This is a genomic window from Rhodococcus aetherivorans, from assembly GCF_025722975.1.
In the GTDB taxonomy this organism is placed as follows: domain Bacteria; phylum Actinomycetota; class Actinomycetes; order Mycobacteriales; family Mycobacteriaceae; genus Rhodococcus; species Rhodococcus aetherivorans.
On the sequence record NZ_CP106982.1, the window covers coordinates 4,622,568 to 4,640,548 of the forward strand.

Here is a 17,981-nt window from a genome sequence, read left to right on the forward strand (position 1 = left end):
ATGACCACCGACAGTGCACCCCGACTGATCGACACCGTCGTGATCGGCGCGGGCCAGGCGGGTCTGTCCGCCGGCTACCACCTCGCCCGGCGCGGCCGCTCTTTCCTGATCGTCGACGCGAACCGGCGGATCGGCGACAACTGGCGCAGCCACTGGGATTCGCTGCGCCTGTACAGCCCCGCCGGATACGACGGCCTGCCCGGCATGCCGTTCCCCGGCGATCCGCACCGGTTCCCGACGAAGGACGACGTCGCAAACTATCTCGAGGCATACGCCGCGCGGTTCGATCTCCCCGTCGCGGGCGGCACCCGGGTGCGTCGGCTCTCACGCGACGGCGACCGCTTCCTCCTCGACTGCGGCGAGATGCGGATCGAGGCCGGCAACGTCGTCGTCGCGACCGGCACGTTCGGCCGCACCCCGAGCATCCCGGAATTCGCAGCGGAGCTGGACCCGCGGATCGTGCAGCTGCACTCGAGCGAGTACCGCAATCCGACACAGCTGAACGACGGGCCGGTGCTCGTGGTGGGCGCCTCCCACTCCGGCGGCGACCTCGCCTACGAGGTGGCGACGTCCCATCCGACGATCCTGTGCGGCCGCGACACCGGGCAGCTCCCGGTGCGGATCGAGAGCCGCCGGATGCGGGTGCTCTTCCCCGTCCTGTGGTTCGTGTGGGGCCACGTGCTCTCCGTACGCACCCCGCTCGGCCGGAAGGTGCGTGAACACGAACGCCGGCACGGCGCACCGCTGTTGCGGGTCAAGCGGGAGGATCTCGCCGAGCTCGGCGTCGAACGGATCACCGAACGGGTCACCGGGGTCGTCGACGGCCGTCCGGTCCTCGCCGGCGGGCGCGTCCTCGACGTGACGAACGTGTTGTGGTGCACCGGTTTCCGCCAGGTCTACGACTGGATCGACCTGCCGGTGCTCGGCCCGGACGGCTGGCCGCTCGAGGACCACGGGGTGGTGACCGACATCCCCGGCCTGTACTTCACCGGGCTGTGCTTCCAGTCGTCGTTCCGCTCGATGCTCGTGGGCGGGGCCGGCGCGGACGCCGGGCACGTCGTCCGGCACCTGGTCGAGCACCGCGCGCCCGTCGCCGCTGGGGTTCCGACCCGACTCGGCGCTCCGGCGCACGGCCGTTCATACGGCTCGTCGGGGACCTACGCTACGTCCAGCCGGCGAGTGTCTCGGCTGCTGCCCGGTAGTCGATCGTCCCGGTAGAGACGGCGATCACCAGGTCGTACGCGTCGTCATCCGGCGCGTCGAGATCGAGCCCGTTGAGGCCGTAGAAGACGAACACCGCCATCCACGAGAGCCGCGTGTTGCCGTCGACCAGAGGATGGTTCCGCGCGATCGATTCGAGCAGCACCGCGGCCTTCTCGTGGATCGACGGATAGGCATCACGCCCGAAAAGCGAGGAGCGAGGTCGGTGCGCAGCCGAATCCAGGAGACCGAGATCGCGAATGTGCGGCACTCCCAGATCCTCCGCAAGCGCGAGCAGATCCTCGAGTTCCAGGTACTCGACGTTCACTGAGCCAATCGGTCGAGCAGCGCAGCGTATCGCTCCCGGCCGTCACGGGACAACGCCTGCACCCGCGTGTCCCGCACGCGCCGCGCCGCCGCCTCCGTGATGGCACGCACCGTCGCCTCGTGCTTACTCACACCGTCGGCCTCCGCCAACAGCGCAAGTGCTCGCTCCTGCTCTTCGGTCAACCGGAGTGTCATGGCCATGAGTCCGATGCTACCACTTTGGTATCACCGGACGGCCCGAGGGCCCGGCAGCTGCCGGCGCAGGCCGCTGGCTCGCAGCACCCGCCGCTCGACCCCGGCGCGGACGGCTTCCTCGGTGCCGATCAGGCGCACGTGACCGCGCGCCCGGGTGATCGCGGTGTACAGCAATTCGCGGGTCAGCAGCGAGGATTCGGGTGGGGGCAGGATTACCGAGACCGTGCCGTACTGGCTGCCCTGGCTGCGGTGGATGGTCATCGCGTACACGGTCTGCACGGCCGACAGCTGGCTCGGGTGGAGCCGGAACGGCTCCCTGCCGCGCGCGAATGCCGCGACGGGTTCGCCGGCGGCGTCGACGACCACGACGCCGGTGTCGCCGTTGTAGATGCGGGTCTCGTGGTCGTTGGCGGTGACGAGCAGCGGCTGACCCGGGTACCAGCGCTCGGCGTCGAGCCGCCGGCCGGTGTCGGTGGCGATCCACTCCATCGCCCGCCGCGCCCACCACTGCACCCCGTACGGTCCCTCGCGGTGCGCGCACAGCAGGCGGTGCGTCTCGAACTGCTCGAGCGCAGTCCCGGCGTCGCCCGCGACGGCGGCGGCGGTGACGGTCGCGGCGGTGGTGACGACGTCGTGCCGCAGGGCCTCCAGGTCGTTCGGGGCGTGGAAGGACACCTCGGTGCCACCGCCCCCGAGAATCCGCATCACCGCGTCGGCGTCGCCCTCCCGCACGGCGACGGCCAGGTGTGCGATGTCTCCACCGAACCGCCGGCCGCGGCTGAGCCGGATCACGCCGCCGCGCAGCCGGTTCCGTTCCCCCGGCGAGAGCGCCGCCTCGGCGGGGTCGTCGCCGGCGTCGAGGTCGGGTCCGACGACGCGGCCGAGAACGGGGTTTCCCGCGGCGGTGACGGGACGGGCGACGAGGTCGGCCAGGACGGCGCCGGCGTCGACGGAGGTCAGCTGGTCGGGGTCGCCCACCAGGATCAGGCGGGTGCCGGGGCGGACGGCCTCGAGCAGCCGGCACATCATGGTCAGCGACACCATCGACGTCTCGTCGACGACCACGACGTCGTAGGGCAGGTGGTTGCCGGCGTGGTAGCGATACCGGGTGCGGCCGCGCTGCCAGCCGAGCATGCGGTGCAGGGTCATCGCGGACAGGTCGGCGCGCAGGCCCAGCGGCTCGGCCTGCTCGCGGACGGATTCCTGCAGCCGGGCCGCGGCCTTGCCGGTGGGCGCGGCCAATCCGATGCGCAGGGCGGGGCCGTGCAGCGTGGTCAGGAGCGCCAGGATCCGGGCGACGGTGTGGGTCTTGCCGGTGCCCGGCCCGCCGGCGATGACCGTGGTCCACCCGGTGGCGGCCAGCGCCGCGGCGATGCGCTGCCGATCCGGTGCGGCGGCCGGGCGGCCGGGGTCGCGCTGGTCCCGGAACAGCTCCCGCAGCCCCCGCTCGAGCGTCTGCTCGTCGACGACGGGATGACCGAGCCCGCGGGCGTCGAGGATCTGCCGGACTGTCTCTTCCTGACGGAAGTAGCGCTCGAGGTACAGCAGCGGACCGTCGGCGGTGTCCACCAGGCGCAGCGGGCGCAGCGGGCCGCGGTCGCCGCCGACGACGAGCGGACTGCGGCGCAACCCGGCGACGACGGCGTCGTCGTCCGGCCACGGCAGCGCCGCGAGATCCACCTCTGCGGCCTCGTCGACGGTGACCTCCCGCAACCGGGTCAGGTCCAGGCACACCGAACCGGCACGCACGGCGCGCACGGCCAACGCGGTCGCGAGGTGCACGTCCTCGGCGGTCTCCCCGGACAGCTGGGCCAGCCGCAGCGCGACGTGCACGTCGGCGGCCGCGAGCACCCCGGCCTCGTTGAAGACCCGCAGGGCCCCCTTGCCACGCTGGGCCACCTGGGCGTTCGTCACGGGACCTCCTTGCCTGCCAGCAGGTCGGACAGTTCGGCGACGAGGGCGGGCGGCGGCGCCCAGTCGAACACGCCGCAGCCCGCGGGGGTGTCCGGGCCGACCATGCCGCGCACGAACAGGTACTGCACGCCGCCGAGGTGCACGGCCGGGTCGTACCCGGGCAGCCGCCACCGCAGATACCGGTGCAGGGCAACGGCATACAGCAGCGCCTGCATCGGGTAGTGGGCGCGCAGCATCTCCTCGGCCATCCGGTCCCGGGTGTAGTGGGCGGTGGTGAGCTCCTCCGGCCCGAGCCGGTTCGTCTTGTAGTCGACGATCACGAATCGCGGCTCGGTGCCGTGGATCCGCAGGACCGAATCGATGCTGCCGGTGAGGTAGCCGCGCAGCGGGGTCGGCTCGAGGATGCCCACGAGATCGGCGTAGGACGCGAACGGGTCGCCGGCGGGCAGGTGGGCACGCAGCAGCCGGGCGACACCGTCGAGGGTGACGGTGGTGGCGACGGGGTCGTCACCCCCGGCGAGGGGCAGCTCGAAGTCGAGTTCGGCGAGCCGGTCGGCGGGAGCGATGTCGGCGAGCGTGCCCGCGCCCCCGGCGAGCGGGGTGCGCAGGACCGGCAGCAGGGCCTCGGCCAGCTCCTCGGGGTCGACGTCGGAGAATTGTTCGGCGACGGTGTCGCGGCAACAGCGCAGCAGTTCCGCCCCGAGGTCGGCGGCCGCGGTGTCGACGACCTCGAGCACCGCGTGCACGAGGGTGCCGAACACGGCCCCGCCGGGCAGCGGGTTCATCGGGGACGCGATGCCGTCGTCCGCCGCGTCGGCCGGCAGCAGCGGGGGTTCCTCGGGTTCGTCGGTCTTCGCGGGCTGTTCGGCCTCGGCGCCCGCGCCGGGCCCCTCGTGGGCAGCGGCGGTGAGGGCGGTGTAGGAGGTGCGCCGCCAGGCGTCGTCGAGCTCGCGGTCGAAGCGGGCGGCCTCGAGTTCCACGACGGTCTCGTGCGGCCGCACCCACGTGACGGCGGGGATCGGCGCCGATCCGACGGCCTCGACGGACGCCGTGCCTGCGGCCCGGCCGGCCCACCCGGTCAGCTGCTGCGCCACGATCGGGTCCTCGGGCACGCGCGCCTTGTGGGCGATCTCGGAGGTGCCCGGCACGCGGCCGAAGAGCATGCGGTGCAGCGGGGCACCGGAGGTGCTGTACCCCGGAGCCCACCACAGCACCAGGTGACAGCGGGCGCGGGTCAGCGCGACGTAGAGCAGGCGCAGTTCCTCGCCGGCCACCTCCTCGTCGTGGCGCCGGCGGCGCTCGCCGTAGCCCGCGCTGCCCTCGCCGCCGACGTCGAGGACGCGGCGGCCGTCGTCGTCGTGGAGCAGGAGCCGGTCGGGTTTCGACCGGACGCCCGACTCCCACGCGAACGGCACGTACACGACGGGGAATTCGAGGCCCTTGCTGGCGTGGACGGTGAGCACCTGCACCGCGGCGGCGTCGCTGTCGAGGCGGCGGCTGCGGTCGGCGCGGGCCGTGCCCGCCTCGGCGATCCGTTCCGTCAGCCAGCGGGTCAGCGCCGTGACACCCAGCGCCTCGGCCGACGCGGTCTCGTCGAGCAGTTGCGCGAGGTGCCGCAGATCGGTCAGTTCCCGCTCGCCGCCCGGCCATCCCAGCAGCCGCGGTTCGAGGTCGCAGAACGCGGCGAGGCGCTCGAAGAGCGCGGCGAAGCCGGACCGCTCGAACACGACGTCCAGTTCGCGCAGCAGGGTGCCGATCGCGGCGACGAGTTCGTCGCCCCGGGTATCGACGTCCTCGGCGGTGCGGCCCATCAGCGAGGTCAGAGCGGCCAACCGCACCCGGTCGGGGCGGTGCGGCTGTTCGAGCGCCTGCAGCACCCGCAGCCATTCCCGCGCGGCCGGGGTCGCGAAGACACTCGTCCCGCCGGCCAGCACGGCCGGGATCCCGGCACCGGTGAGCGCCCCGTGGACGAGGGCGACCTGCGCATTGGTGCGCACCAGGACCGCGACGTCGCCGGGTTCGACGGGCCGGCGGCCGGCCCCGAGGTCGACGGTGACGTCGCCACCGAGCAGGGCCGCGACGTCGGCCGCGACATCGCGTGCCACCCGTTCCTGCAGCGCCTGGGCCTTCGGGAAACCGGAGGCGCCGCACGGGCCGGCCCCGGTCCGCGGCAGGTGCCGCAGCCGCAGCGGCGCTGCCCCGGCGATCCGGGACGCCGGCTGCGCCGCCTCCACCGGGTGCGCGACGATCCGCGGATCACCCAGGGCCGCACCGCCGTACAGATGGTCGAGGGCGGCGAGCAGGTTCCCGTCGCTGCGCCAGTTGCAGACGAGTTCCTGGTGGCCGTCGGCGAACTCCATCGCGCCGAGGTAGCTCAGCACCTCGGCGCCGCGGAACGCGTAGATGGCCTGCTTCGGGTCGCCGACGAGGACGAGGGTCGTGCGGCGGTGGAACGCGCTGCGCAGGATCTCCCACTGCAGCGGGTCGGTGTCCTGGAACTCGTCGACGAGCACGACGCGGAAGCGGGAGCCGATGCGGCGGCACGCGACCTCGCCGTGCTCCGGGTCGGTCAGCACCGCGTGCAGCAGCGCGAGCTGGTCGTCGTAGTCCCGCAGGCCCGCGAGGCGCTTGCGCCGGTCGACCTCGGCCCGCACGGCCCGGGCGAACTCGACGCGTTCCCCGGCGGGCGTGCCGTCGGCGCCCTCGGGGGCGAGGGCGGCCTGGGGGTCGAAGACCGCGGCGCGCGCGGCCTCCGCGGCCTCGGCATGCGAGATCGGTGCCCTGTCCGCCCGCCCGTACCGGCGCAGGTACAGGTCCGCGATGACCTCGATGGTCAGGTCGTCGACGTCCTCGACGAGCACCGCGTCGGTGTCCCGCTCGCCGGCGGTACCGAGCTCGTCGAGCATGCGCTGGCAGAATCCGTGCGTGGTGGCGATGGTGGCGGCGTCGAAGTCGGACAGGGCCCGCAGCAGCCGGCGCCGGTGCGTGGCCACGTCGCCGCCGGCGAGGTGCCGGATCAGCTCGTCGGGGTGGTGCCGCGCGGCCTCCGGGTCGGCCAGCGCCCGCGCGACGCCGGCGAACCGGTCCCGGGTGCGTTCGCGCAGTTCCTGCGTCGCGGCGCGGCTGAACGTCACCAGCAGCAGCTGCGACAGCTCCGCCGCCCCCTCGGCGACGAACCGGGTGGCCAGGCCGACGATGGCGTAGGTCTTGCCGGTTCCCGCGCTGGCCTCGAGCACGGTGGTGCCCGTCGGGAGCGCCCCGAGCAGGTCGAACTTCGACACGGTTCGGGTCACGGACGCCCCTGGATCTCGTTGGACAGCAACGGCTCCCACAGGCGCCGCGCGAGGGCGCCGAACCGGGTGGGCTCGCCGTGCCACGCCTGCTCGTCGTCGCGGGCGGCGACGGCGGTCAGGTCCCGCAGCGTCACGCCGGAGCCGTACAGGTAGGCGATGTGCCGGTCGGTGCGTTCGCCGTAGGTGGAGCCGAACTCCTGGGCGGCGGCGTCGACGCCCATCTCGACGGAGTCGCCGCGGTGTCGCCGCTCGGCGTACTCGGCGGCGGCGGCGGTGGCCGTCGGCAGCGGCTCGTGCAGCCCGCGGTCGCGCAGGTCCACGAGCCGGGCGAGCTGCTCGAGCGCGTCGGCGGGGGCGTTGATCGTGGACCGCCAGGCCGGGGTGCTGCGGAACCGGCCGCGGCCGGTGGTGATCGCCTGCCACTGCCCCGGCCGGTCCGACGCGGCGACGGCGAGCAGGTGCACCCAGGCGGTGAGGCGGTGCTTCGGCGCCAGCCGGGAGAAGGTGCTGCGGGCGACGACGGTGCCGTGGACCCCGCCGACCGTGCCGGTCAGCCGCCGGCCGTCGCCGAGGTCGACGTTCACGTCGACGGTGTCGGCCGGTCCCGTGTAGATCGGCCGGCACACCGCCACCAGGGCGTCCACGGTGCCGGCGACGTCGTCGAGCGCGAGCTCGCCGAGCCGGTACGGCGGCAGTGTCCCGCGCCGCCATTCGGCGGCCCGGAAGTCCGCGGGGTCCGTGCCGGCGAGCAGCGCCTCGAGCATGCGGTCGCCGAGGTCCCACCGGGCGAGCGGGTCGAGCCCGATGTCGAGGGCGTCCGCGATGTCCTCGTCCCGGTCGGGCACCCGCACCCCGAGCCGCTGCCGCAGGAACGCCTGGGTGGGGTGGGTGACGAACGCGACGAGGTCGGCGAGGTCGACGTCGGTGCGCGCGACGGGCGCGAGCGGACGGTGCAGCAGCCCGGGCCGGTGCCTCGCCGGATGCTGCGCGGCGCGCGCCCCGGCGAGTGCGGCCCGGTCGAAGCTCAGCGGGCGGCCGGGCCGGAAGTTGCGCGGATCGAACGGCTGCAGCGGATGCCGGGTGACGACCTCGGCCATGCCCTCGGGTCCGACCATCGTCTCGACCACGTCGCGCAGCTCGCTGAGCGGGATCGCCGGGGGCCGGCGGGCGCCGGTGACCGGGTCCGCACCGGTGTAGAACAGCAGTAGCGTCTCCCCCGCCGACATGACGGCGTCGAGCAGCAACTGCCGGTCCTCGCTGCGCGGATCACGTTCTCCCAGACAGGGGTTCAATGCCAGCACGTCGTCACCGTCGATGTGCGCGGCGCGGGGGAAGACCTCGTCGTCGAGGCCGAGCAGGACCACGACCCGGTGCGGCACCGACCGCATCGGCACCATCGTGCACACGGTCAGTTCACCGGTGCGGAAGTTCGCGCGCGTCGGCCGCCCCGCGAGCCGGGCCGCCAGCATGGCCCGCACGTCGGCGAGCCGCAGCGGCGCCGGCCCGGCGTGCTCGACGGCGGCCGCGAGTTCGCGGTGCGCCTGGGCGAGCTGCCAGGCGTCGGCGGGCTCGACGTCGGTCAGCAGGTCCAGTGCGCGGGCGAGGGCGGCGGCCCACTGCGCGGCCGGTTGCGGACCGCGCAGGCCGTGCAGCGCCACCGTCAGCCGGTCGATGTACTCGGCGAACCGTCCGGTCAGGTCGATGTCGTTGCTCTCGACGTCGTCGAGCGGGAGGGTGAGCCCGAGCCACTCGCTCTGCGACTCGTCGGCGGCCGCACCGAGCAGGATCCGGTCCAGTGCCGTGCCGAAGGTGTTCTGCGGGAAGTCCCCGAGCCCGAAGGCGTTTCGCTGTCCCTTGCCGATGCCCCATCGGGCGCCGGCGGCGGCGGTCCACTCCTGCAGCCGTTCGAGGTCGTCGTCGACGAGGCCGAACCGCCGGCGCACCGGCGCGGCGGCGGCGAGGTCGAGGACCTCGCTGGCGGTCACCCGCGCGTCGGCGAGGTCCACGAGCGTCGACACGACCGCCAGCACCGGGTTGGTGCGGCGCAGGCCCCGATCGGCCAGACGCACCCGCAACCGGTGCCCGGGGTGTCCGGAAGCGTCGCGCTGGGCGAGGGCGCCCTGACCGAAGGCGGCCTGCACGAGCGGCGCGTAGGTCTCCACGTCCGGGCACATGACGACCACGTCGCGCGGTTCGAGACCCGGATCGTCCGCGAACAGGTGCAGCAGGCACTCGCGCAGCACCTCGACCTGCCGGGCCGGGCCGTGACAGGCGTGGATGCGGATCGTGCCGTCGGCGACCGCGGAGCGGGCCGGGGGCCGGTCGGCGCGGAGGTCGTCCTGCAGCCGGCCGAGGAGGGTGTCGGGGCCGGGCCGGCCGGTGTGGTGCACGTCGGCGACTCCGGGGCCGGCCAGGTGCGCGCGCAGTTCGCGCACGTCACGGGCCAGGCTCGCCAGGAGGGGGTGTTGCACCGCGAGGGCGCTGCGGTCGTCGGCGCGCCGGCGCACCGGCTCCGCGGCCGCCTGCCCCTCCCACATGGCCGGGCTGGGGTGCGGAATCCACAGGTGCACATCGCGGTTCGCGGCGATCGCGGACAGCACGGCGCACTGGGCGACGGTGAGCCGGGTGGGTCCGAACAGCGACAGCCGCGACGGCCAGTCCACGAGCGCGGGCTCGGCGCGCAACCGCGCGCAGGCGGCGGTGAGCCGCTCGGCGGGACTGTCGTCGCCGATGCGCTCGCGCAGCCGCCGCCACAGCCGTGCCTGCCACCCGAGGTGGTCGGCGAGGCCGTGGCCGGTGCCGTCCGTGTCGCGTCCGGCGGCCCAGTCGACGAGCATCTCCGGGCGCTGCGTGGAGTAGCTGCGGAACAGGCCGGCCAGGTGGGCGGCGGTGGCGTAGCGACGGCCGGCGCGGTGATCGACGCCGTCGCGGCCGAGATGCCGGGCGAGGACGGTGCACCACGATTCGTCGAGGCAGTCGTCGACGACGTCGAGCAGCGTCCACAGCATCCGGTCGGGATGCCACGGGTCGTCCTCCGCAGCCCGGCCGGTGGCGGCGGCCAGTGCCTCGTCCACCAACCGTGCCGGCGACGGGTGGTCGATGTTGGCGGCGACGCCGTCGCCGCAGGTGCCCCCGAGCACCGTCGACAGCCGCTGGGTCAGCCACCGCTCGACCCCCTTGGCGGGGACGGCGACGAGCTCGCGGGCGAACGGGTCGGCGAGGGGCACGGCGAGCAGGTCGGCGAGGGCGGCCGCCAGGGTGTCGGCGCGCTCGGCGCGGTGCAGCGTCAGCACGCAGGTCCCCTCGTCGCTCGGTGTGTTCCGGTCCTCCACCGGCTTATCACACCGCGGTGACAGGGCTCGCCGCCGCGGCGGTGCAGCAGGCGCGGCGCGGGCGGTCGCGGCAGGTCAGCGCGACAGCCACGCCGCGATCGCGATCCGATCGTTCTCGACGATCTGCAGGACCATCCCGTGCACCATCGACTCGATCCGGCCCCCGAGGAGCGGGACCCGGACCACGACCTGCCCCTGTACGTCGATGAACGTGCCGCCGGTCTCGCTCACCCGCAGCCGCGAGCGTCCCTCGAGGGCGACGGGCAGGCCGGTGGCGCCTCCGGACATCCGCCCCTCGGCGGCCTCGCCCATCAGCGGACCCCATTCGTCCGTGCGCTCGATGACCAGCGGGCCGCGCAGCATCCCGCGCACGATCGACGGCAGCTCCGAGGGTTCGGACCGGTCCGTGACGGTCACGCGCAGGGTGCCCGGACCGTGCGGTTCCTCGACCACCGCGGTGGCGCTCGCCCGGTCCGCCACCCGGTCGAGCCAGTACCGCTCGTCGATCAGGGCCGCGTGCACGTCCCGGACGTGGTGGTCCAGCTCGGTGGTGAAGGCGAAGGACTTCGGCATGAGCTGCACATTATCGGCCCGCCCGGACCGTTGACAGGGCTCCGCCCCGATGCAACACTGAACCTAATGGTTCAGTATTCGAGTCTCGATGCCACGTTCGCGGCGTTGTCGGACCCCACCCGGCGCGGGATCCTCCAGGACCTGCGTGCCGGACCGGCCTCGATCAGCGACCTGGCCGCCCGGTACCGGATGACGCCGACCGGGATCACCAAACACGTCCGGCTACTCGAGGAGGCAGGTCTCGTCGTCACCGAGAAGAAGGGCCGGGTGCGCTACTGCCGGCTCGGCACCAACCCGCTCGAGCGGGAGGCGGACTGGATCCGCAACCACCAGCAGATGATCGAGGGCCGCATGGACCGCCTCGCGGAGTTCCTCGACCGAACGAAAGGAACGTCATGACCACCACGAATCCCTCTGCTCCGCTTGCCGTTACGACGCCCAGCGAGCGCGAGATCCGGGTCGAGCGCGTCTTCGACGCCGACCGCGACCGCGTGTGGGCCGCCTACACCGAGCCCGAACTGCTCGCCCAGTGGTGGGGCCGGGGCAACCGGCTCGACGTGGAACGCTACGAGTTCGAACGGGGTGGACACTGGCGGTTCGTCGAGCACAGCGACGGCGAAACCCACGGGTTCGAAGGGCGATTCCGGGAGATCACGCCCAAGGACCGCATTGTGCAGTCCTTCGAATGGGACGGGATGCCGGCATACGTCGCCATCGACACCGCGACGTTCGAGGACCTCGGCGACGGCCGCACCCGCGTGGTCACCGTCTCGCAGTTCCACACGCCCGAGGAACGCGACGGCATGCTGAACTCCGGCATGGCCGAGGGTCTCGGCCAGAGCTACGACGCGCTGGACGCGCTGCTCGCCCGGATGTGACCGCCGTCCGGGCTCAGCGTCTCCCCGCGGTGCGGGGCTCAGCGCCTCCCGGCGGTGCGGGGCTCAGCGCCTCCCCGCGGTGCGGGGCTCAGCGCCTCCCCGCGGTGCGGGGCTCAGCGCCTCCCCGCGGTGCGGGGCTCAGCGACCGGAGGCGGTGTCGCCCTCCTCGTCGACCTCGTCGGACCCCGTGTCGACGAGGTCGGCGAACGCCGTGCCCGACACCGTCCCCCCGGTCCCGGGCAGCGTCACCGTCGGCCGGGCCCCCGGCTCGTACCGGCGCTGCATCTCCTCCGCCTGTTCCTTCGCGCGGCGCTTCGTGTCCTCGTCGATGTTCTCCAGCGGATCCTCGGGCCTGTGCTCGGTACTCAACGGTTTCGCTCCGATCCCCTCGCGGTGCACCTGGCCGCCGGTCGCCCGGCACCCCTCACGATCCTCCGCATCGGCGCCCGGCACCACCCCCGCCGACGAATCGGCCGAGCCGGGCCGCGGAGACCCCGCGGACCAGTAGGCTCGTGCGCATGGCTGTATCGCCGATCCGAACCCCGAGGTAGGTGGCGCCATGGCGAAGCTCATCCTGGGCCCGGTCCTTCGGCACGTCGGTCGCAGCGACGCCACCGTGTGGGTGGAGACGTCGGACCCGTGCACCGTCGAGATTCTCGGCCACCGGGAGCGCACCTGGACCGTGGCCGGCCACCACTACGCACTGGTGGTGATCGAGGACCTCGAGCCCGGCTCGACCACTCCGTACGAGGTCCGCCTCGACGGCGATCCGGTCTGGCCGCACCCCGACTTCCCCGCGTCCGTCGTCCGCACCCTCAGCGACGACGGGCCGCTCGAACTGGCCTTCGGTTCGTGCCGGTTCGCCACCACGTCCGCCACCGAGAACCACGACAAGCTCGGCGCCGACGCCCTCGACGCATACGCGCAGCGCATGATGACCCGGACCCCGGACCGGTGGCCCGACGCGCTGCTGCTCCTCGGCGACCAGGTCTACGCCGACGAACTGTCCGAACAGACCCTCGCGCGGGTCCGCGAACACCACGACCTCGACGAGCCTCCCGGCCCGCAGGTCCGCAACTACGAGGAGTACACCTGGCTCTACGCCGAGTCGTGGTCCGATCCGCACGTGCGGTGGCTGCTGTCCACCGTCCCCACGTCGATGATCTTCGACGACCACGACGTGCACGACGACTGGAACACCTCGCAGTCCTGGCGCGACGAGGTCGAGGCCACCTCGTGGTGGGAGGAACGCATCGTCGGCGGGCTGGCGTCGTACTGGGTGTACCAGCACCTCGGCAACCTCGACCCCGTCCAACTGGCGGAGAACGCGCTGTACCAGCGCGTCCGGAAGGCAGACGGGGACGCCGAGCCGCTGCTGCGCGAGTTCGCGTCGGCCGCGGACGAGGAGGCCGACGGCGCGAAGGGCGCCCAGTGGTCCTACCGGCGCGACCTCGGGAGGGTGCGACTGCTCGTGATCGACTCGCGGTGCGGGCGGGTCCTGTCCGGCGGCCGGCGGGAGATGGTCTCGGACCCGGAGTTCTCCTGGATCGAGCGGCAGACCCAGGGCGACTACGACCACCTGCTCGTCGGGACGTCGCTGCCGTGGCTGCTGCCGCGGGCGCTGCACGACCTCGAATCCTGGGACGAGCGGCTCGCCGCCGGGGTGCGCGGGAATCGGGTCGCCCGCTGGGCGGAGACCGTCCGTCGCGGCGCGGATCTCGAGCACTGGGCGGCGTTCCGCGACTCGTTCGACCGGCTCGCCCGGCTCTTCGCCGACATCGGCCGGGGCCGTTGCACCGAACCGTCCGGCCGTCCCCCCGCGACGATCTGCGTGCTCTCGGGCGACGTGCACCACGCCTACGTCGCGCAGGCGCGGTTCCCGGATCCGATGCCGACCCGCGTGTACCAGCTGACCTGCTCGCCGCTGCACAACTACGTGCCCGCCGCGGTCCGGGCGGTGTTCCGCATCTCCTGGAGCCGGGCGATGGAACGGACCGTGCGCTTCGCGCTCGGGCGCGTGTCGGAGGTGCCGCCGGTGCCGATCGAGTGGACCAAGGCGACGGGACCGTTCTTCGGCAATCAGATCGCGACGCTGCGCCTGGCCGGCCGCGCCGCGCATCTGGTGCTGGAACGGGCCGGCCGGGTCCCGCACGGTCCCATCGGCTTCACCACCACCGCCGACCTCGTGCTGTCGACGCCGGACGAGACCACGTGACCCTGCGGACCGCGAGGCGGGTCCGGTGACGGGATCCGGCACGCGTTCCTGGTGGGGCTGGGGCACGGTCGAGGACGCGGTGCGCGGCGCCGAGCTGCGGGACCTGGTCGACCGTGCCTCGGCCCTGCTGCCCGGCGCCGACCTCACGGACCACCCGCCGCCCGACGTGCCGTCGCTCGGACTGCCGCCCCCGCGGATCGTTCCACCGGATTCCCTTGCGGCGCTGTGCTCCTCCGACCCGACGGACCGGGCCGCCCACACCCACGGGCGCGCGTTCCGGGATGTGGTCCGGAACCTGCTCGGCGACCTGCGCCATCCGCCCGACCTCGTCGTGCGGCCGACCGTCGAGGGCGAGATCGTGGACGTCCTGGACTGGTGTGCCCGGGTGCACGTCGCCGTGATTCCGTTCGGCGGCGGCACGTCCGTCGTCGGCGGTGTCGAGCCGCGGCTCGACGGCGACTTCTCCGGTGCGGTGAGCCTGGATCTCGGTGCCCTCGAAGGAGTTCGGGAGATCGACCGCACGAGCCGGGCGGCCCGCATCGGGGCGGGCACCCTGGGTCCCGCGCTCGAAGACGAACTGCGCCCGTCCGGTCTGACGCTGCGCCACTTCCCGCAGTCGTTCGAGTTCTCCACGCTGGGAGGCTGGCTGGCCACGCGTTCGGGAGGCCACTTCGCGACCGGATACACCCACATCGACGACCTGGTGGAGTCGATGCGGGTCGTCACCCCGGCGGGCACGTGCGAGTCGCGTCGCCTGCCCGGCTCGGGAGCGGGACCGTCACCGGATCGCCTGTTCCTCGGTTCGGAGGGGGTCCTCGGTGTCGTCACCGAGGCCTGGATGCGGCTGCATCCGCGCCCCCGGTGGCGGGCGGACGCGTCGGTGCACTTCACCGACTACGGAGCGGCGGTGGCGGCGACCCGCGCCGTCGCCCAGTCCGGTCTCCGGCCCGCCAACTGCCGGTTGCTGGACCCCGTCGAGGCGTTCGTCAACGCGGCCACGCCGTCGGGGGGCGGTGTCCTCCTGCTCGCCTTCGAGTCGGCCGATCATCCCGTGGACGCCTGGATGGACCGCGCCGTCGAACTGTGCCGCGGGCACGGCGGCACCCTGCCGGAAGCGCCGCGGCGCACCGCGCCGGAGGCGCCGCGGCGCACCGCGCCGGAGGCGCCGCGGCGCACCGGCTCGGCCGGCGACGAGAGGGACACGGACGCCGCGGGCAGGTGGCGGTCGTCGTTCCTGCGCATGCCGTACCTGCGCGACGCCCTCGCCGCGCGGTCGATGATCGTCGAGACCTTCGAAACCGCCTGCACGTGGGACACATTCGATTCTCTTCGGGCGGCGGTGCACGACGCCGCGAACGACGCGATGCGCCGGGCGGGCGCGACGGGGGTGATCGCGTGCCGATTCAGCCACGTGTACCCGGACGGCCCCGCACCCTACTTCGGCATCTACGCCGCGGGCCGGTGGGGCAGCACGGTGGCCCAGTGGGACGACATCAAGGCCGCCGTGTCGGAGGCGATCCTCGCTGCGGGCGGCACGATCACCCATCACCACGCGATCGGCCGGGATCACCGGCCCTGGTACGACCGTCAACGCCCCGAGCCGTTCGCGGCGGTCCTGCGGGCGGCCAAGTCGGCTCTCGACCCGGCGGGCATCCTGAACCCGGGGGTCCTGATCGGCCCGGTGGCATCCGCGCCGGACGGCCCTACGTCGTCGTGAACCGGTCCATGATCGAGCGGGCGCAGCGCACCACGGTGTCGCGGTCGTACGAGACGACGTAGTCGAACTCGCGGTCGAGGTCGGCGGTGCCGCGATGCAGGTCCACGGCCGACAGCACGCACGCGAAGTGCGGGCCGAGGACGACGACGTTCCACTCCTCGACGAGCGGGTCGTCCGGGTCGAGCGGCGCGTGGTGGATGCCCGCCTCCGCGTAGTGCCCGAGGCCCACGCCGTACACCCCGGCGTACGCGATCCGGTCCGCCATGTACTGCCACCGCGCGCGGGTGCGCTCACCGAAGTGCCGGGCGTACTGGAAGGTGCCGAGCACGATGGTCTCCGGGCCCGCGGCGCCGGCCTGCTTCTCGAGATTCGTGCTCATCGCGACCAGGAGGCGCTTGAGGCTGCGCACGGGCCGGCGCCCCACCGAGGCGATCGCGAACGGGGTGCGCGCCTCCTCCGGGCGGACGCTGCGGACGGGTGCGGGCGGGAAGGGGTCGATCCCCTCCTCGTCGAGTTGTTCCGGGGTGTCGACGGCGGGGTACAGCGCGCCGAGGCCGTACGTGGCCCCGAGCCCCAGGGCCCGTCGCCGGCACAGTTCCGAGTCGACGCCGTCCGCGATCACGAGCGCGCCCGTCCGCTCGACCTGGGCGGCCACGGCGTGCGCGGTACGGGCGGTGTCCGTGTCCGCACGATGGGCCAGCAGCCGCGCCGCGAGGATGATCACGTCCGGTTCGACGAGCGGCAACAGGGCCAGGGACTGCGGACGCGACCCGACCTCGTCGACCGCGACGACCTTGCCACTGCGGCGGGCATCGGCCACCGCGCGCAGCGTCCGCGACGGGTTGGCCGTCAGGGACTCCTCCGTGATCACCACGACGTCGCGCCGCAATCCCTCCGAATCGGGAACGTCGAGGCTCTCGACCGACTCGAGGTCCATCGCCACCAGCGCGGGTACGTTCCGGACCGGCCTCGACTGCGCGACCGACCACTTGAGCCGGTCGAGGTGCCACTTCTCGCTCATGGTCCGCGCCGCGACCCGCAGGGCCTCCGCGGTGGCGAGCGGCCCGTCCGCGGGGCCGCGCAACTGGACCTCCACCGCCGCGAGCGCGCCCGAGTCCAGCCGGCGCACCGGCGCGTAGGACGGCGTCACCTGCAGGCCCGCGGCCTCGGGATCCGCGTGCCGGGTGGGGTCGGAGAGGACGAACACCATGACCCCAGCGTCGCATGCGCGACCCGCTGCGCAAAGGCCGGTGCGGGCGACGGGCCCGGTCCCGACCTTCCCCAGCCGGGACCGGAGATCACACGACGGCGACCAGCACCGCGGCCAGCCCGCCGACGAGCAGCACCACCGAGATCCCGATCAGGAACGACCCGGCGATCGACGCCGCCACCAGTCCCCCACCGAGGCCGAAGAGCGTCAACAGAATCCACCCGACCCCGGGGCTCTCGACGAGCGGGGCGGCCCGCTCGGAGGACGCGGTTCGCTCGGAGGACACGGTGGGGGATGCCGGTCTGGTCGCCATGGTCACGTCCCAACCTCGTGCGCACCGCACAGTCGTCGCCCGACCGTTGCTGCTGATGCTCCTGAGCCTGACGTGCTCGAGCATGCCCCCCTACGGTGACATTCCCACCCCTGCCGACATCACCGAACGGCAACAAACGGTCACGAATGAATAACAGACCCGGGAGGGTCTGCCTCGGATCCGGCGCCTCTCCGGGGGCGCCCCGGTTCCGGTGAGGTTCGGTTCCGGAGAGGTTCGGTGCCGGAAGAGGTTCGGTTCAGCCCTCGGACGTCCCGCACGGGGCGAGTTCGAACACCGGGTGGCGGTCGGCCTCGGCCGCGAATTCCTCCGGGGAGGCATTCTTGTCGGCCTGGAAGTAGTCCCGGGTCGCGGATGCGATGGCCACGTACTTCTGCAGGACGGGTCCGGCCTCCCGCGCCGACACCTCCCGGATCGTGTAGTGACGGGTGCGGAACCTGCGGGTCAGGCCGATGCGGCCGGAAGCGCGCGCGTTGAGCACCCAGGGCACCACACCGTAGGGCGCTACCAGCCAACGTCGGCCCGCATGCTCGACGACCGTGACCGGGTTGGCGCGCTTCCGGCCGGTGCGACGACCCCGGGTGGTCAGCAGGTACGAGTGCGGGACGACGCCGGCCCGGACCAGCGCGCTCATCAGGGCGTTCTCCAGGCGATGAGCCCGGCCCCTGCGATACCGGCGGATCGGCCGCGCCGCGCCGGGGCGGTTCCCGGCGCCGGGCCCCTCGTCCGGAACCGGACGGTCGGGCTGGGCAGGGGAATTCACATCGCGGGAACTCACATCGCGCTCCTTTGCGCC

At 73.4% G+C, this 17,981-nt stretch carries 15 protein-coding genes; 5 read left to right on the forward strand and 10 right to left on the reverse strand.

Features of this window, described 5'->3' with window-relative positions; all coding sequences use genetic code 11:
* Positions 1-1,218 carry a flavin-containing monooxygenase gene (locus OCS65_RS20975; protein ID WP_065922841.1) on the forward strand — a complete coding sequence of 406 codons (1,218 nt, stop codon included), beginning with the start codon at positions 1-3 and terminating at the stop codon, positions 1,216-1,218.
* On the opposite strand, the gene OCS65_RS20980 is transcribed toward OCS65_RS20975, so the two are convergent.
* The 6 genes from OCS65_RS20980 to OCS65_RS21005 form a co-directional block, all read right to left on the reverse strand.
* Positions 1,163-1,528: a type II toxin-antitoxin system death-on-curing family toxin gene (locus OCS65_RS20980; RefSeq protein WP_065922842.1), complete on the reverse strand. Its 366-nt coding sequence runs from the start codon at positions 1,526-1,528 to the stop codon at positions 1,163-1,165. The genes OCS65_RS20975 and OCS65_RS20980 overlap by 56 nt on opposite strands.
* Positions 1,525-1,728 carry a hypothetical protein gene (locus OCS65_RS20985; RefSeq protein ID WP_006948033.1) on the reverse strand — a complete coding sequence of 68 codons (204 nt, stop codon included), beginning with the start codon at positions 1,726-1,728 and terminating at the stop codon, positions 1,525-1,527. Before OCS65_RS20985 ends, OCS65_RS20980 begins: the two co-directional genes overlap by 4 nt.
* 24 nt (positions 1,729-1,752) lie before the next feature.
* A complete protein-coding gene (recD, locus tag OCS65_RS20990) occupies positions 1,753-3,636 on the reverse strand; it encodes an exodeoxyribonuclease V subunit alpha (protein WP_065922843.1) in 1,884 nt (627 codons plus the stop codon).
* Positions 3,633-6,929: a UvrD-helicase domain-containing protein gene (locus OCS65_RS20995; RefSeq protein ID WP_185713699.1), complete on the reverse strand. Its 3,297-nt coding sequence runs from the start codon at positions 6,927-6,929 to the stop codon at positions 3,633-3,635. The genes recD and OCS65_RS20995 overlap by 4 nt, the downstream gene beginning before the upstream one ends.
* Positions 6,926-10,222: an exodeoxyribonuclease V subunit gamma gene (recC, locus tag OCS65_RS21000; RefSeq protein WP_029542272.1), complete on the reverse strand. Its 3,297-nt coding sequence runs from the start codon at positions 10,220-10,222 to the stop codon at positions 6,926-6,928. Before recC ends, OCS65_RS20995 begins: the two co-directional genes overlap by 4 nt.
* Positions 10,223-10,336: 114 nt before the next feature.
* The gene (locus OCS65_RS21005; protein ID WP_006948023.1) at positions 10,337-10,834 is read right to left on the reverse strand and encodes a DUF2505 domain-containing protein; all 498 of its coding nucleotides are present in this window, start codon (positions 10,832-10,834) and stop codon (positions 10,337-10,339) included.
* 66 nt (positions 10,835-10,900) lie between these two features.
* On the opposite strand from OCS65_RS21005, the gene OCS65_RS21010 reads away from it, so the two are divergent.
* Together OCS65_RS21010 and OCS65_RS21015 are read left to right on the forward strand one after the other, a co-directional pair.
* Positions 10,901-11,233, forward strand: coding sequence for an ArsR/SmtB family transcription factor (locus OCS65_RS21010; protein WP_043799194.1), 333 nt, complete (start codon positions 10,901-10,903; stop codon positions 11,231-11,233).
* Positions 11,230-11,712, forward strand: coding sequence for an SRPBCC family protein (locus tag OCS65_RS21015; RefSeq protein ID WP_050034837.1), 483 nt, complete (start codon positions 11,230-11,232; stop codon positions 11,710-11,712). The genes OCS65_RS21010 and OCS65_RS21015 overlap by 4 nt, the downstream gene beginning before the upstream one ends.
* Before the next feature lie 138 nt (positions 11,713-11,850).
* Here the strand turns inward: OCS65_RS21015 and OCS65_RS21020 are convergent, their stop codons facing one another.
* Positions 11,851-12,051: a hypothetical protein gene (locus OCS65_RS21020; protein ID WP_260502470.1), complete on the reverse strand. Its 201-nt coding sequence runs from the start codon at positions 12,049-12,051 to the stop codon at positions 11,851-11,853.
* 220 nt (positions 12,052-12,271) lie between these two features.
* Between OCS65_RS21020 and OCS65_RS21025 the strand changes: the two genes are divergently transcribed.
* Both OCS65_RS21025 and OCS65_RS21030 read left to right on the forward strand, forming a co-directional pair.
* Positions 12,272-13,927 (forward strand): alkaline phosphatase D family protein, encoded by a 1,656-nt coding sequence (locus OCS65_RS21025; protein WP_065922845.1) that lies wholly within the window; start codon positions 12,272-12,274, stop codon positions 13,925-13,927.
* A 25-nt stretch (positions 13,928-13,952) separates the two neighbouring features.
* A complete protein-coding gene (locus OCS65_RS21030; RefSeq protein ID WP_065922846.1) occupies positions 13,953-15,644 on the forward strand; it encodes an FAD-binding oxidoreductase in 1,692 nt (563 codons plus the stop codon).
* Here the strand turns inward: OCS65_RS21030 and OCS65_RS21035 are convergent.
* The 3 genes from OCS65_RS21035 to OCS65_RS21045 form a co-directional block, all read right to left on the reverse strand.
* Positions 15,631-16,854 carry an EAL domain-containing protein gene (locus OCS65_RS21035; protein ID WP_029542262.1) on the reverse strand — a complete coding sequence of 408 codons (1,224 nt, stop codon included), beginning with the start codon at positions 16,852-16,854 and terminating at the stop codon, positions 15,631-15,633. The genes OCS65_RS21030 and OCS65_RS21035 overlap by 14 nt on opposite strands.
* A gap of 88 nt (positions 16,855-16,942) precedes the next feature.
* Positions 16,943-17,167 (reverse strand): hypothetical protein, encoded by a 225-nt coding sequence (locus OCS65_RS21040; RefSeq protein WP_065922847.1) that lies wholly within the window; start codon positions 17,165-17,167, stop codon positions 16,943-16,945.
* A gap of 256 nt (positions 17,168-17,423) precedes the next feature.
* The gene (locus OCS65_RS21045; RefSeq protein ID WP_231385873.1) at positions 17,424-17,963 is read right to left on the reverse strand and encodes a nitroreductase family deazaflavin-dependent oxidoreductase; all 540 of its coding nucleotides are present in this window, start codon (positions 17,961-17,963) and stop codon (positions 17,424-17,426) included.
* Positions 17,964-17,981 lie beyond the last annotated feature (18 nt).

Excerpts from the sequence above, each read along its gene's own strand:
- OCS65_RS20985 (WP_006948033.1), bottom strand. The coding sequence starts at position 1,728 with ATGGCCATGACACTCCGGTTGACCGAAGAGCAGGAGCGAGCACTTGCG.
- OCS65_RS21040 (WP_065922847.1), bottom strand. The coding sequence starts at position 17,167 with ATGGCGACCAGACCGGCATCCCCCACCGTGTCCTCCGAGCGAACCGCG.
- OCS65_RS20975 (WP_065922841.1), top strand. The coding sequence starts at position 1 with ATGACCACCGACAGTGCACCCCGACTGATCGACACCGTCGTGATCGGC.
- OCS65_RS21010 (WP_043799194.1), top strand. The coding sequence starts at position 10,901 with ATGGTTCAGTATTCGAGTCTCGATGCCACGTTCGCGGCGTTGTCGGAC.
- OCS65_RS21025 (WP_065922845.1), top strand. The coding sequence starts at position 12,272 with ATGGCGAAGCTCATCCTGGGCCCGGTCCTTCGGCACGTCGGTCGCAGC.
- OCS65_RS21035 (WP_029542262.1), bottom strand. The coding sequence starts at position 16,854 with ATGGTGTTCGTCCTCTCCGACCCCACCCGGCACGCGGATCCCGAGGCC.
- OCS65_RS21005 (WP_006948023.1), bottom strand. The coding sequence starts at position 10,834 with ATGCCGAAGTCCTTCGCCTTCACCACCGAGCTGGACCACCACGTCCGG.
- OCS65_RS21015 (WP_050034837.1), top strand. The coding sequence starts at position 11,230 with ATGACCACCACGAATCCCTCTGCTCCGCTTGCCGTTACGACGCCCAGC.